The organism is Streptomyces sp. NPDC005017, from assembly GCF_042873115.1.
GTDB lineage: Bacteria > Actinomycetota > Actinomycetes > Streptomycetales > Streptomycetaceae > Streptomyces.
This window is the reverse complement of the sequence record NZ_JBIALD010000028.1, coordinates 3,105-16,098: the sequence shown is the minus strand read 5'-3', so window position 1 is coordinate 16,098 and position 12,994 is coordinate 3,105. Positions and strand designations below refer to the sequence as shown.

General features: G+C 68.9%; 14 protein-coding genes and 3 pseudogenes. 6 read left to right on the top strand and 11 right to left on the bottom strand.

The genetic code is table 11. The annotated features are described in order from the left end of the window. Window positions 1-296: 296 nt before the first annotated feature. Entirely contained in the window at window positions 297-836 is a 540-nt protein-coding gene (locus ACFYR0_RS31495) for a hypothetical protein (RefSeq protein WP_389335648.1), read from the bottom strand. A gap of 57 nt (window positions 837-893) precedes the next feature. Further along, window positions 894-1,454, bottom strand: a complete 561-nt coding sequence (locus tag ACFYR0_RS31490; RefSeq protein WP_389335645.1) for a hypothetical protein — start codon at window positions 1,452-1,454, stop codon at window positions 894-896. A gap of 380 nt (window positions 1,455-1,834) precedes the next feature. Here ACFYR0_RS31490 and ACFYR0_RS31485 point away from each other — a divergent pair, with 380 nt between their 5' ends. The 3 genes from ACFYR0_RS31485 (at window position 1,835) to ACFYR0_RS31475 (ending at window position 4,379) form a co-directional block, all read left to right on the top strand. Next, window positions 1,835-2,668: a class II glutamine amidotransferase gene (locus ACFYR0_RS31485; RefSeq protein ID WP_389335839.1), complete on the top strand. Its 834-nt coding sequence runs from the start codon at window positions 1,835-1,837 to the stop codon at window positions 2,666-2,668. Window positions 2,669-2,830: 162 nt separating this feature from the next. Next, window positions 2,831-3,280: a hypothetical protein gene (locus ACFYR0_RS31480; protein ID WP_389335642.1), complete on the top strand. Its 450-nt coding sequence runs from the start codon at window positions 2,831-2,833 to the stop codon at window positions 3,278-3,280. Window positions 3,281-3,734: 454 nt separating this feature from the next. After that, window positions 3,735-4,379 (top strand): GAP family protein, encoded by a 645-nt coding sequence (locus tag ACFYR0_RS31475; RefSeq protein ID WP_389335639.1) that lies wholly within the window; start codon window positions 3,735-3,737, stop codon window positions 4,377-4,379. Window positions 4,380-4,534: 155 nt separating this feature from the next. Here ACFYR0_RS31475 and ACFYR0_RS31470 read toward each other — a convergent pair whose 3' ends face one another. The 7 genes and pseudogenes from ACFYR0_RS31470 to ACFYR0_RS31440 form a co-directional block, all read right to left on the bottom strand. Further along, window positions 4,535-4,957 carry a hypothetical protein gene (locus ACFYR0_RS31470; RefSeq protein WP_389335636.1) on the bottom strand — a complete coding sequence of 141 codons (423 nt, stop codon included), beginning with the start codon at window positions 4,955-4,957 and terminating at the stop codon, window positions 4,535-4,537. A gap of 146 nt (window positions 4,958-5,103) precedes the next feature. Then, window positions 5,104-5,799, bottom strand: a complete 696-nt coding sequence (locus tag ACFYR0_RS31465) for a response regulator (protein WP_389335633.1) — start codon at window positions 5,797-5,799, stop codon at window positions 5,104-5,106. Continuing rightward, window positions 5,796-7,205 (bottom strand): ATP-binding protein, encoded by a 1,410-nt coding sequence (locus ACFYR0_RS31460; RefSeq protein WP_389335630.1) that lies wholly within the window; start codon window positions 7,203-7,205, stop codon window positions 5,796-5,798. Before ACFYR0_RS31460 ends, ACFYR0_RS31465 begins: the two co-directional genes overlap by 4 nt. A gap of 10 nt (window positions 7,206-7,215) precedes the next feature. Further along, window positions 7,216-9,201: an APC family permease gene (locus ACFYR0_RS31455; protein ID WP_389335627.1), complete on the bottom strand. Its 1,986-nt coding sequence runs from the start codon at window positions 9,199-9,201 to the stop codon at window positions 7,216-7,218. A 142-nt stretch (window positions 9,202-9,343) separates the two neighbouring features. Further along, window positions 9,344-9,547, bottom strand: a pseudogene (locus ACFYR0_RS31450) (Tn3 family transposase); the annotation flags it as partial. A gap of 58 nt (window positions 9,548-9,605) precedes the next feature. Continuing rightward, window positions 9,606-10,072: pseudogene (locus ACFYR0_RS31445) on the bottom strand (lantibiotic dehydratase); the annotation flags it as partial. Beyond that, window positions 9,988-10,407, bottom strand: coding sequence for a lantibiotic dehydratase (locus tag ACFYR0_RS31440; RefSeq protein WP_389335836.1), 420 nt, complete (start codon window positions 10,405-10,407; stop codon window positions 9,988-9,990). The pseudogene ACFYR0_RS31445 and the gene ACFYR0_RS31440, both read right to left, overlap by 85 nt. Window positions 10,408-10,718: 311 nt before the next feature. On the opposite strand from ACFYR0_RS31440, the gene ACFYR0_RS31435 reads away from it, so the two are divergent. The 3 genes from ACFYR0_RS31435 (at window position 10,719) to ACFYR0_RS31425 (ending at window position 11,572) form a co-directional block, all read left to right on the top strand. Then, the gene (locus ACFYR0_RS31435) at window positions 10,719-10,856 is read left to right on the top strand and encodes a hypothetical protein (RefSeq protein ID WP_389335624.1); all 138 of its coding nucleotides are present in this window, start codon (window positions 10,719-10,721) and stop codon (window positions 10,854-10,856) included. Window positions 10,857-11,038: 182 nt separating this feature from the next. Further along, window positions 11,039-11,197, top strand: coding sequence for a hypothetical protein (locus ACFYR0_RS31430; protein WP_389335622.1), 159 nt, complete (start codon window positions 11,039-11,041; stop codon window positions 11,195-11,197). 60 nt (window positions 11,198-11,257) lie between these two features. Continuing rightward, window positions 11,258-11,572 (top strand): hypothetical protein, encoded by a 315-nt coding sequence (locus tag ACFYR0_RS31425; protein WP_389335619.1) that lies wholly within the window; start codon window positions 11,258-11,260, stop codon window positions 11,570-11,572. A 115-nt stretch (window positions 11,573-11,687) separates the two neighbouring features. Here the strand turns inward: ACFYR0_RS31425 and ACFYR0_RS31420 are convergent. After that, window positions 11,688-11,816 (bottom strand): annotated as a pseudogene (locus ACFYR0_RS31420) (transcriptional regulator); the annotation flags it as partial. A gap of 543 nt (window positions 11,817-12,359) precedes the next feature. Then, a partial coding sequence (locus ACFYR0_RS31415; protein WP_389335616.1) for an FG-GAP repeat domain-containing protein occupies window positions 12,360-12,994 on the bottom strand: 635 nt, incomplete at its 5' end.

The following is a 12,994-nucleotide window of genomic DNA, read 5'->3' as shown; positions in this document are numbered from 1 at the left end:
CGGGATGGCGGAGCAGGCCCGCTCCGCGGCCACCTGATGTCGCGAAGCCTCAAGGGTCCTGTGGCTGTACGGGCTGATCACCGAGCGAGTCCGTGCGGCGTACGATGCAGCTGGTCGACCGGGCGGGATCATCGGCTGAAACTCCACCCTCGACCAGGCTCCGACCGCCTGACACCGCGTATCCGCCGGGCCCAAGTCGCATTGAACGTTCCGCTCACGCGATGCCGCAGGGCTGGCAGTGCTCCACAGAGGGTAGAGATCGCTCCAGGTCAGGTACTGCGGCGAGGCTTCCGCCGTCAGGTGGTCAGCAGGCGGTTGAAGAACGACCGGTAGTGGCGCAGCGCTTGGCGCAGGTCCTCGGTGTTCGCTTGTTCGCCGCGGTTCCACTGGCCTTCCAGTGCCTGTTTGTGATCGGCGAACGTGGCCGCAAGCGTTTGCATCACGTCGGCGACGAGAGCGTCGGCGGCTTGCACGGCGTCGCGGGGGTCATCGATGAATTTGTTCTGTGCCTGGGTCCAGCGTGTGCGGAAGCTTTCTGCGTCTTCCGAGGTGAGTAGTTGCGGTGCCTGGTCCTCGGCCTCTTGGTCTCGGTCCGGGTCTTGTGATGGCGGGTCGTGCTCCGCCTTCACCATCTCGTCGCCTGCACCTGGGTCTGCCGCGGTGTCGTCGCCGGCGTTCTGGCCCGGGGTGGGCGTGCTCTCGCCGGGGTACATGGGAACGCCTTCGGGCGGCGTGTTCGAGGGACCGTCCGGTGTGCCCGTGTCGCGAGGCCGGGCGAGGTCCGCGGTGGACAGGCCGCTCGGAGCGGCGGTCTCGCGTTCGTGGTCGCTGTGCATTGTTCCTCCGCTTCCGGGACTTCTGAGATGCCTCACGGCGACGGTGCCGTCCGAGGATCAGGCCGGGGTGGTGCGGCGGGGTCCGCCGCCGTCGGCGAGCAGTTCGTCGAAGAGTGCCCGGTAGTGCACCATGGCGCCCCGCAACTGTTCGGTGGTTGCCTGGTGCCGGGTGCTGAGCACGTCGACATCGTGGGCGGCCCGGTAGTGCTCGAGCGTACGGCTGTGCTGGACCGAGAGATCTTTGAGCCGCTGCTCGAAATCCTGGGTCGGGTAGCCGCGGTCGTGCATCAAGGAGGTCACCAGCTGGTCGGCGTGGTGCACGGCCTCCTCGGGCCGGTCCAGGAATTCTTCCTGCACACCGGTCCAGTCCCTGGTGTACCGATCCTTGGCTGAGCCATCCAGCGGCCTGATGTCGAGCGAATCATGCCGCTTCTCGCGAGCCCGCAGCTCACGCTCTCCGGCCTGACGGCTGTCGGCGTTCTGGATCGTGCGTTCATACTCCGGGCCGAAGCGCTTGCGCAGCCTCCGGCGACGCATGATCAGCGAGCCCACTACGGCTGCCGCGACAACCACCACCGCAATGGGAATGATGATCGCCAGCAGTGTCCCTGTTGACATTACAGACCTCTATCTGTTCTTTCGGGTCTTTATGTGCCGAATTGCCGCCTTATGCCCTTCGAAACGATCGGCTTCATGACCACCACGGCGTCGGTGTCAGTCGGCTCTCGCGATCCTTCAGCTCATGCGGCACAGGGTGCGGGCCCGGCCGGTGCGGCGGGCGCATCAGGCAGAGGTCAGCGTCGGTTTCGAGGGTCGGGGCCGACAGTGCCCGCGAGAGTCTGGGACATGCCCGGCGTGCTCCAAGGGCTCATACCGGCGACACTGGTGAATGCCTGCACGACAGGGCTCCGGTCTGCTGCATCGGGGGCGTCTGCACTGATCCGCTGCCCGCGCCACCGACAAGGCCCCCTGTCGATCCCATGAAGGGAAGATCCAAGATGTGCCGCTGGATCGCCTACTCGGGTACCCCTGTCCTTTTGAGCCGGGTCCTGTTCGAGCCGGCGCACTCTTTGATCGACCAGAGCCTGCACTCCCGCCTGGGGGTGGAGACGACCAACGGTGACGGCTTCGGTATCGGCTGGTACGCCCACGAGGCGGCCAGTAGTCCGGCTGTCGTGCGGGATGTGGGACCGGCGTGGAACAACCGCAATCTGCGGGAGGTCGCCCATCACGTCCGCTCAGGCCTGTTCTTCGCACACATCAGGGCGGCGACCGGGACAGCCGTTCAACAGTCGAACTGCCACCCTTTCCGCAGCGGCCGCTGGATGTGGATGCACAACGGGATGATCAACGGCTTCCGCCTCCTGCGACGTGACCTCGCCCTGGCCGTCGATCCGGTGCTTTACCCCGACATCGAGGGTTCCACTGACTCCGAGCTCATGTTCTTCCTCGCTCTCACCTTCGGCCTCACGGAGGATCCGCCCGGTGCCGTGGCGCGCATGGCAGGCCTGATCGAGACGACGGGGCAAGCGCACGACGTCCAGCACCCGCTCCAGATGACCGTCGCGGTCGTCGACGGCGAGCGCGTATGGGCCTTCCGCTACTCAAGCGAAGGCCGGTCGCGGTCGTTGTACTTCAGCACCGATGTGGAGACCCTACGCGCACTCCACCCGGACGCCGCGTACCTGCGGGACATCTCCGACGGGACACGCCTCGTCGTGTCCGAACCGCTGGGCGACCTCCCCGGCGCCTGGAACGAAGTACCGGAGAACAGTTACGGCGTCATCCAGCCGGGCCATGACGTACTCCACGCCTTCCGGCCCGTCCTCTGAACTTGATCTTTTATCCGTGCGGCGGGGCCGTGGGATCGTTGACCTCATCGCTCGTCGTTGCGGCGGCTGGGCTTTGCGTGGTGTGTGCACGCCCTAGCGGGGTCTCGGCCTGGCGTTCTCTCGGCCCCGGCGGTCGTCCGAGACCAGGTTGGGAGACTTTCGGTGCTTGGGCTGGGCAGGCGGCGGGCATCGTGGCGCGCCCGCCCGCTGATCGCCGAGGAGTACCACACCCAGCCCGGTGGGTGCGCGACGCTGGTCAATCTGAACGCCGACAAGGGCGGGGAGCTGTTCTGGCAGATCGCCGCCTGGAGCCCGCAGTGGCGGTTCCGGGGGGTGCGCGGGGCCTACGGGAAGCAGGTGATGCCGCCACCCAGGCTGCCGAACTGCGAGGTGGTCGATTCGGTCCCCGGCCACCTCGTGCGTGAGCACGTCTACAGCCGCGCGCGGGAGGTCCTCATGCCGAGCCTGTACGAATCGCGGGGCCGGGTGGCGGTGGAGGCGTTCGCCTCCGGGATCCCGGTGATCGCCCCACCCCCGGCCTCGTCGAAGCCCTGGGCCAGGCAGGCATCTTCGCCTACCGCGACGATCCCACCGTGTGGATCGACGCCCTGAACTCCTTACGCGACTCCGAGGTCTGGGCCCGCGCCTCCCGCCGGGCACGCGCCCGCTCCGACGAGCTCAGCGCTGCGTCCGACCTGGATCTGTGGTGTGAGGCCGTCGAGGCCCTGCCGACGCCGCGCTTGCGCGGTGCAGGCCCTGCCATCGGCCCGTCGGTTTCTGCCGGTGAGCACAGCGGCGGCCCTGTAGACATGCTGCGCGCCGGTCCGGCGACCTGGTCCGCCGGGGCGGAGGCAAGCCCTGTGGGTGCGGGGCGGTTCGGCGGCGGGACGGGGGCCGGTTCGGGGAGCAAGGTATTCACCCCAGCCGATGGGCGTGGCCTGCTTGACCCGCCCGGCCGCCACCTGCACAGTCGGGATGCGGCACCGCGGCAGCGCTGCCTCCCTCTGCCGGCCGGTCCCTGATTCACGAGTGCGGACGGCTCTGACACCCAGGAGTGCCTGGTCCGATGGTCCTCGACCTGGTGGTGATCGGTACGGCCATCACTCTTGGGCCCTTGCACAACAGCGCGTTCATCCTGCTGCTCTCCTCGCGGCGCGGCGTCCGTCAGGGTCTGGCGTTCCTGTTGTCGTGGTTGGCCAACCTGATCGCCGTGATTGCCGTCGTGGTGCTGCTGACCGGCGGTCAGCCCCCGGCCCGCCAGAGCGCGCCCTCGACCGCCGCGATCGCCGCAAAACTCGTCATCGGTCTGGCGCTGATGCTGTACGGTGCGCACCGGCGGCACCGGCCGCCCCGCCCGCACGGCCCACCGCGCTGGGCCGCCCTGATCGACAACGCCTCTCCGGGCGCGGCCGCCGGTCTGGCCTGGCTACTGCAGCCCTGGGGGCTGGTCGGCGCCGGTGCTGCGACCGTCCTTGAGGCGAATCTCTCCACCGCCGGCGACTGGCTCGCGCTGACCGGCTACTGTCTGCTGGCCACGCTCAGTCTCATCATCATGGAGCTGTACGCGGTCTGGGCACCGGTGGCCGCGGGAGCCCGGCTGAACGCCCTGCGGAACTGGCTGGGCGAGCACCAGGAGCAGCTGATTGTCACGCTTTCCCTCCTCGCCGGCCTGTGGCTGACGGCCGTGAGCATCTATGAGCTGGTCGCCTGAGGCAGGAGGCCTTTGCTGCGTTCCCCAGCCCTGTCGGCGGATTCGATAGTGATCGACAAGGAGCCCTGCGGGGAGATACCGGAGGTCTGCAGGATTCGGCTGGTGCTTTGCAGCGTCGGCTGGGTCCGGTCGCCGGTGAGGGCGGGCTGCTGGGGCTAGTGCTTGATTCGGCTGATCTGTGCAAGAACGTCCTGGAGATGGCGGACGGCATCCTCCGCCTCCGTGTACTCCTCAGGACTCGGGAGAACAGTGCCGAAGGTGCCGCCACGAGTAGCAGGCAGGGCACGCCAGCGCAGGACCGGTTCGAGCGCGTTGATAGCACCGGAGAGGAACCAGGCCAAGTGGCCGTGAGTGCGAGCGAGGGAGATGGCCAGGACGGCGAGCGTTTCCCGCAGGTGTTCGAGCCGGGTGATCTCCGGCAATGCATCCTGGACGTCTGCCGGCCCGACAGCGTCGCGCAGGCTGGCCTCGGTCTCAAGAGCAAGAGCGCGGTCACTTGGAGCCAGTTCCCACACCTGGTATTGGATCTGCTGCTCGGCTTCCTCGGCCAGCACCGCGACGATTCTCCGCATGTCCATGCAGAGCACTCTAGATGAACGGCTCTTGCCGCCTGACGCCGCTTCGTCCGATCCCTGACCTGGCCTAACGATGCGCCCAGGGTCCGGTACGAAATAGCCACCGCTCGCCCGTCAGGTCGAGTGCCGTACCAAGATATCCAGGGTGTCTACGTGGCGTCAGGCGGGGTGTCGGGGGTGAAGCGGTAGCCGATGCCGGGTTCGGTGATGAGGTAGCGGGGCTGGGAGGGTTCGGGTTCGAGTTTGCGGCGGAGGTTGGCGAGGTGCACGCGCAGGTAGTTCGTCTCGTTCTCGTACCGCGGTCCCCAGACCTCGTGGAGGAGTTGGCGTTGGGTGACCAGGCGTCCGGGGTTACGGACGAGAATTTCCAGCAGGTGCCATTCGGTGGGGGTGAGCCGGGTTTCGCCGGCTGCGGTGGTGACGCGCTTGGCGGCCAGGTCGATGGTGAAGGCGACTGTGGTGATCACGGGCTGTTCGTCGGCGGGGGTGGCGCGGCGTAGGGCGGCGCGGATGCGGGCGAGGAGTTCGCCCATGCCGAAGGGCTTGGTGACGTAGTCGTCGGCGCCGGCGTCCAGCGCGTTGATCTTGGCGGTCTCGTCGTGACGGGCGGACAGGACGATGATCGGGGCGGTGGACCAGCCGCGGAGGCTTTCCACGATGTTGATGCCGTCGAGGTCGGGCAGACCGAGGTCGATGACGGCGAGGTCGGGAGCGGCGGTGGCTGCGGCCTGCAACGCGGTGGTGGCGTCGGGAGCGGCGTTGGTCTGGTAACCGCGGGCGGTCAGGGCGATGGTCAGGGCGCGCAGCAGGTGGGGGTCGTCGTCGACGATGAGGATGCGGGTCATGGTGCTGTGGGGAGGGTGAGGGTCATGGTCAGGCCGCCGCCGGGGGTGTCGGTGGGGGTGAGGGTGCCGTGCATGGCTTCGGTGAAGCCGCGGGCGATGGCCAGGCCCAGGCCGAGTCCGTGATGGGTGGTGTGGTCGTCCAGGCGCTGGAAAGGGGCGAAGACGCGTTCCCGCTCCTCTGCGGGGATTCCCGGTCCATGGTCGATGACCTGCAGGCGGATCATGTTTCCTTCGTGGCGGGCGTGGACGTTGACGGGCTGGTCGGGTGGTCCGGCGTCGAGCGCGTTGGCGACCAGGTTGGCGATGACGCGTTCGAGCAGGCCGGGGTCGGCCCAGGCGGGCGGCAGGTCGTCGGGAACGTCGACGCCGACGGCGCGTCCCGGGGGGAACGGGGTGTGCAGGAGGGCGGCGGCCGTGATCTCGTCCAGCGCGGTCGCGCGGGGGTGGACGCTCAGGGCGTCGGCTTGCAGGCGGCTGAGCGCGAGGAGGTTCTCCACCAGGTCGTTCATCTTGTCGGCGGAGGCGTCCACGGTCGCCAGGAGTTCGGCTTGCTGGGCGTCGGTGAGTTCCAGGTCGGGTTCGCGCAGACTGGACACGCACGCTTTGATGCCGGCGAGCGGGGTGCGCAGGTCGTGGCCGACGGCTGCCAGCAGCGCGGCGCGCAGTTTGTCGATCTCGGTCAGCTCTCGTGCGCGGGCGGCCTGGGCGGCCAGGCGCTCGGCCTGCAGCGCGCGGGCGGCGGCGGTGGCCAGCAGGGTGAGGAAGCGCTGGTCGGCGGCGAAGACGGCCGGGCCGTCGGCCACCAGCCGCAGGTGCTCCCCGGCCGGCGCGGACAGCGCCGGATCAGCTGAGGGTGGCTCGCCGACGACGGCGACCGGGCGTTCGCCGTCGGCGTCGCGTTCCAGCAGCGCGGCGCCGGCCATGCCGAAGGTGTCCCGGACGTGCTCCAGTACCGCGCTCAGCGGCCGCTCCTCCAGCGGCGCTTCGGTGATGCGGGCCAGGAGGGCGGCCTCGATGCCGCTGCGGGCGGCGGCGGCGCGCTGACGGGCGGCCAGGTCGACCGCGACGCTGACGGTGGTGGCGACCACCACGTAGACGGCCAGGGTGATGACCAGATCCCGGTTTTGCACGCCCAGGGTGTGGAAGGGCGGGACGAAGAAGAAGTTGACCAGCACATCGGAGGCCACCGCGGCGGCCAGCGCCAGGCGCAAGCCGCCGGTGGCGGCCACGATGACCACCGCCGTGAGGTAGATGAGCACGATGCTCGCCAGCGACAGCGAATCCCTCACGGGCACCAGGGCCACGGTCAGGACTGCCAGGCCCGCCGTAGCGGCGCCGACGGCGGCCAGCCGACGGCCCGTGCTCCCGCGCTGTCCACGGCGGTGCGCCAGGTCCAAACCCTTCATGATCAAAACGCTATCCGACCCTCGCCCCGGCGCCACCTGATGTGGAGTACGGCTCCTGCGCGGCCACACGGTCGCTGGAGTCCAGCTGCCACGGCACGCTGGTGACCATCACCCCGCGCTGGAACAACAGCCGGGCCTTGAGCCGCAGCGCCGACTGGTTGTGCAGCAGATGCTCCCACCAGTGGCCGACCACGTACTCGGGAATGTAGACGGCGATCAGGTCCTCGGGGTGTTCGCGGTGCAGGCGGGCGATGTATTCCAGCACCGAGCCGGTGATGTCGCGGTACGGCGAGGCCATCACCGTCAGCGGCACCGAGATCTCCCGCTCCGCCCACTCGGCGCGTAGCGCGCCCACCTCCTCGTCGCTGATCTTGACGGTCAGTGCGGTGAGGGAGTCCGGACGGGTGGCCTTGGCGTAGCCCAGCGCGCGCAGGGTGGGCTGGTGCAGCTGGGAGACCAGCACCACCGCGTGGGTGCGGCTGGGCAGCACGATGCCGCCCGGCCGCGGGCGCAGTTCCTTTGCGACCCGGTCGTAGTGGCGGCGGATGCCGCGCATCATCGCGAAGAGCACCGGCATGGCGATCACCACCAGGTAGGCGCCATGGCTGAACTTGGTGACCAGGACCACGACCAGCACGAGCGCGGTCAGGCAGGCGCCCACCGCGTTGATCGTCCTCGAGCGGTGGATCCGCCGACGCTGTGCAGGGTCGGGCCGGTCGGCCAGTTCACGGTTCCAGTGCCGGACCATGCCGGCCTGGGAGAGGGTGAAGGAGGTGAACACGCCCAGGATGTAGAGCTGGATCAGACGGGTCACCGACCCCTCGAAGGCGTAGATCAGGGTTGCGGCGACCACCGCCAGGATGACGATGCCGTTGGAGAACGCCAGCCGGTCCCCGCGGGTGTGCAGCTGCCGCGGCAGGTAGCGGTGCTCGGCCAGGATCGCTGCCAGCAGCGGGAAGCCGTTGAAGGCGGTGTTGGCCGCCAGGATCAGGATCAAGGCGGTCGCGGCCTGGATGTAGAAGAACATCACCGTGTCCGTGCCGCCGAACACCGCCGCCGCGATCTGCGCGATCACCGTGCGCTGGCTTCCGGTCGCACAGTCGCCGGGGAAGCCGACCAGCTGGCAGGCGTCCTCCACGTACCGCACGTCCGCGATCAGGGCCAGCGCCGTGATCCCGGCGAACATGGTGATCGACAGCCCGCCCATCACCGCCATCGTGGTGGCCGCGTTCCGTGCCTTGGGCGGCCTAAACGCCGGAACCCCGTTGGAGATCGCCTCCGCGCCGGTCAGCGCGGTGCAGCCGGAGGAGAACGCCCGCAGCGCCAGCAGCACCAACGCCATCCCGGTCAGCCCCGCGCTCCCAGGCTCGGCGTGGACCTGCCATCCTGCGCTCTCGGCCACCGGCGCATGGCCGAAGGCCGCCTGCAACAGCCCGATGACCACCATCGCCAGCACGCCGGCAATGAACAGATAGGTCGGCACCGCGAACAGCCGCCCCGACTCGCGGACCCCTCGCAGATTCATCGCGGTCAGCAGCGCCACGAACCCGAGGTTCACCACCACCCGGTACGGGCCCAGAGCCGGCACCGCGGAAATGATGTTGTCCACGCCCGCCGCCACCGACACGGCCACCGTCATCACGTAGTCCACCATCAGCGCCGACGCCACCACCAGCCCCGCGGAGGGGCCCAGGTTGCGGGAGGCCACCTCGTACGAGCCGCCGCCGGAGGGGTAGGCCTGCACCACCTGCCGGTACGACAGCACCACCACTGCCAGCAGCACCACCACACCCGCCGCCACCCACGGCGCCAGGTGCAGATAGGCCAGCCCGCCCAGCGTCAGCACCAGCAGGATCTCCTGCGTCGCGTACGCCACCGACGACAACGGGTCACTGGCAAAGACCGGCAGGGCGACCCGCTTCGGCAGCATCTGCTCGCCCAGACGGTCACTACTCAAGGGGCGGCCCACGATCAGCCGCTTGAACGATATCGACACAACCGGCAGCCAACGCGCCCATCGAAGCGGCGCCAGAATCTTGGCGCCGTCTTAACGCCGCCATCGGCGATCTTCACGCCGTCTTGGCATGGCCCTCCAGCGACAGCACGGCCGTCCGCCTCGCCCCCACCCGACAACACTCGCCTGTTCCTTCGCCGTCCTCGTCGTCCCGGGCCTCCGGGTCACGCAACGGCCGCAGTCCGCCGCCGGACCCACTGGCGATGATGTTGAACTGGTAGTGGCCCAGGAAGTTGATGTGCCGGTCCTTGAGCGGCGAGAGCCGGGAGACGTCCTCGTCCGTGATCTCGTGGCCCTCGGCGCGGAGCTGGGCGACGGCGGCGTCCAATGGTGCGCCGGTAGGTGAGCGCCGGGGTGAAGGGAAGAGCCCAGGCGGCGCCCCAGTCGAACCACGTCACCTGCGGCGCGGAGGCCCGGCTGGTCTCGCCGAGGAAACGGGCCGTCGGCGGCTCGTAGTTGTTCCACAGGAAGTTGATCGCGGTCGGCGCGAGCAGCTCCAGCCGCCCACCCGTGGCGATCTCCACCAGCCGTGCGTGACCGTCCTGGACGCTGACGGCGAGGTCGCGGGGGAAGAGGACGTGCCTGTCGGGATGGCGGAACTCCCGGCGCCGACGATCCGGGGCAGCGCTTGCGGTGCGCGGGTGAGCAGGTCGGCCGGCACGCGTCCCGCGTGAAAGGACAACTGCGCCGGCTCCGCTTCCGCATCGACGGTGGGCAGCTGCGCGTAGGTCGACTCCATGCCGGGGAAGAGATGCCAGAACCGTCCGGTCATCGAGCCCGCCGAACGGGACAACGTGAGCACCCGCTGCCGGAAGTCACCGCGATGCAGAGCCTGGACGGACGTTGCGCGGATCCGGACGGCCAGTTCGAGGTGCGGGGCGTGCCGACGGGGCGCCTCCCCACCGCGGCTTGCAGTTCCTCGATCACCGCGCCAGTCAGAGCCACCGTGAACCTGCCTTCGGTGGCGGCGCTACCGGCCGGCTCCAGCAACAGGCGGTCGCGACGGGACATCGGGCGGGGCGGTTCACTCGCCGTGTCGAAGCCGTCGGGGAAGCCCACGCCCGCATCCGGGGCCGTGGCCTTCTCCACCGGCACGGCCTTCCACTTGATGAACCGACATCTGTGGCAGGTGTACCAACTCGCACGGGCCAAGCGTTCCGTGACCGCAGTCGTGCAGGACCAGCTCACCGCGCTGAACGACAGCCTCCGATCAAGTCCCGTACGGCACACGGACGGCCTGTGCAAAGCGGCCGGCGACTTGTTCCAGCTTGCCGGGGAGCTGGCGTTCGACGAGAACCGGTACCTCGACGCCGCGGCGGCGTACACGCTGGCAGCATCCGCGAGCACACAGGCGCACGACTTGGACCTGTGGGCCTGCGCACTGGTTCGGCACGCTATGTCGACATGTACACGCGCCGCTACCAGGAAGCAGCGGAGACCCTGGACGTCGCCCGGCGTGTGGCCGCACGCGGGGAGGCGGACTGTCGACCCGGTACTGGGTGGCTTCCGTGCAAGGCGAGGCGTACGCCGACCTCGGGAACCTGGACGCCTGCGAGCGCGCCATGGACGAGGCGCAGAAGGTGACGCACCTGCCGGGACCTGTGCACAACGCCGGCTGGTTGCGGTTGGACGGTTAGTGGCTGGCCGAGGAGCGCGGGGCGCGCTACGTCCAGCTCGGTCGGCTCGACCTGGCCGAGGCCGCGCTGAAGAGCGCACTCGACTCGACCGCTCTGCGACGAGGTGTGCCGTCCCGTCGCCGGGGTGTCGTGCTGGCCGATCTTGCGATGGTCGGTGCCAAGCGGGGCATGCCGAACAGGTCGTGCACTACGGCAGGGAGGCGCTGCGGGTGGCGCGGACGTCCGGTTCGGGGTACGTCGCCCGTAGACTCCAGACGCTGCGCGCGGATCTTGCCGGGATGGGCCGGGACCGGCACGTGGCGGAGTCGACCGCCGAGATCGCTGTTGTGTGCGCGACCTGACGGAAGGATTGGCAGGCCGCCGATGGTGCTCGACTGTTCCGTGAAGCGTGGGTCTCCGGGGTGACGAAGCACTTCCCCGGTGAGCCCAAGCCGGGCTACGTCACCCCTTGGGAAGAGACGCCGGATTGGGAGCGGGAAGCGGCCGGCGCCGTGTACAGGCAGGTCCGGCAGTTCATCGAGGAGAGCGCCGGCAATGCCTACCGGCTCACACGCGAGCAGCGTGGGCGCTTCGTCGCGACGTGCTGGATCGGGCAGATGTACAAGCACTTCGGTGACCCCAAGCCTGGGTACGTCGCCGACTGGCCGGAGCTGCCCGAGTGGCATCGGGAGACGGACGCCGACATCTTCGAGGCGATTGCCGACTCCCTGGCCTGACCGCGACGCACACGGTCCCGCCGCCGTGCACGGCCGCGGGACCGTGATGTGTCAGAAGCCGCCGAGACAATGGCTGACCGCGTAGATGCGGGGCAGTTGAACTTCTTGGTCGTGGACTCGCGTCCAGCGTCCGCCACGTCCGAAGGTAGGTATCGACGCTGGCCCGGTCGTCGATCCAGAGCTCGGCGTGCCGGTTCTCGACGATCACCTGCTCGACCGTGTCCAGGCCGACGGTCCCGCTCAGCACTTCGGTCACCTCCACGAGCCAGACGAGCGGACGAGCCACGCCCATCTCTCCCGCCACGAACGGGAGCTCATGCCCACCCACCCGAACTAAACGATCACGTTCGGAAGCGGATGGCGTCTCAGGGCCGCTATGAAATCCAGTGCAGCTCAGCGTGCTTCTTGATCCGGAACACAGGATCAGGCGAAGGCCGCTCTGACATGCGGCGATTAACCGGCCGAGTGAACGCGTGCGAACCCCGTTCGACAGCTGCTGGTTAAAGATCAAGCTGAGACGCGGGTTGTTCGTTGTGGGCGAGGGTGAGCAGGCAGGCACGGTCTTCCGTCGTGCCGATCAGGGACCCGACATCCCGTGATCGGCGGAGGCCGTGCCTGCCTCCACATGCCACCGTCAGGGCGACTCTTACCAACCCCGCAAGCGCCCGACCCTTCATCAACCCGCACGCGACCGCGAGGACGACGTGCGCCTGGTTGCCGGCCGCCCCTGGTGGATCAGTGCTGCCGGGTAGGGAGGCGCAGGGTGGCTGCGGTGTTCGCGGTGCCGTCAGCCGATGTTGAGCCAGGCTCGGGTGGCGCCGTTCTGGGGGTCGACATCGAGGTAGTCGGCCCGGCCGTCGTCGTTGAGGTCGGCGAACTGGATACGCCTTGCGTCGACGCCGACGCCGCTGGCGACGTATCCGCCCGGGTACCAGTACCAGTCACTGCCGATGGGCTCATTGGGCTTGGGGCCACGGTTCTCCCAGACCTGCACGGCGCTGCCGTCGTCCATGCTGCCCATGAGGACGTAGTCGGCGGATGCTCTCCCGTAGAGCGGGGCGAAGCGGACTTGAGCCCCTGTTGCGCCGACGCCGCTGGCGATGGTTCCCTGCGGCCACCACAGCCATCCGCTGCTGGCTCCGGCCGGGTCCTTGGGGTTGGGGCCGCCGTTGATCCAGGCCTTGACCGAGCTGTTGTCGTTGACCTGCAGGTAGTCGGCCCTGCCGTCGCCGTTGATGTCGGCGAAGCGGACTTGAGCCCCTGTTGCGCCGACGCCGCTGGCGATGGTTCCCTGCGGCCACCACAGCCACTCGCTGCGGGCATCGGCCGGGTCCTTGGGGTTGGGGCCGCCGTTGATCCAGGCCTTGACCGAGCTGTTGTCGTTGACCTGCAGGTAGTCGGCCCTGCCGTCGCCGTTGATGT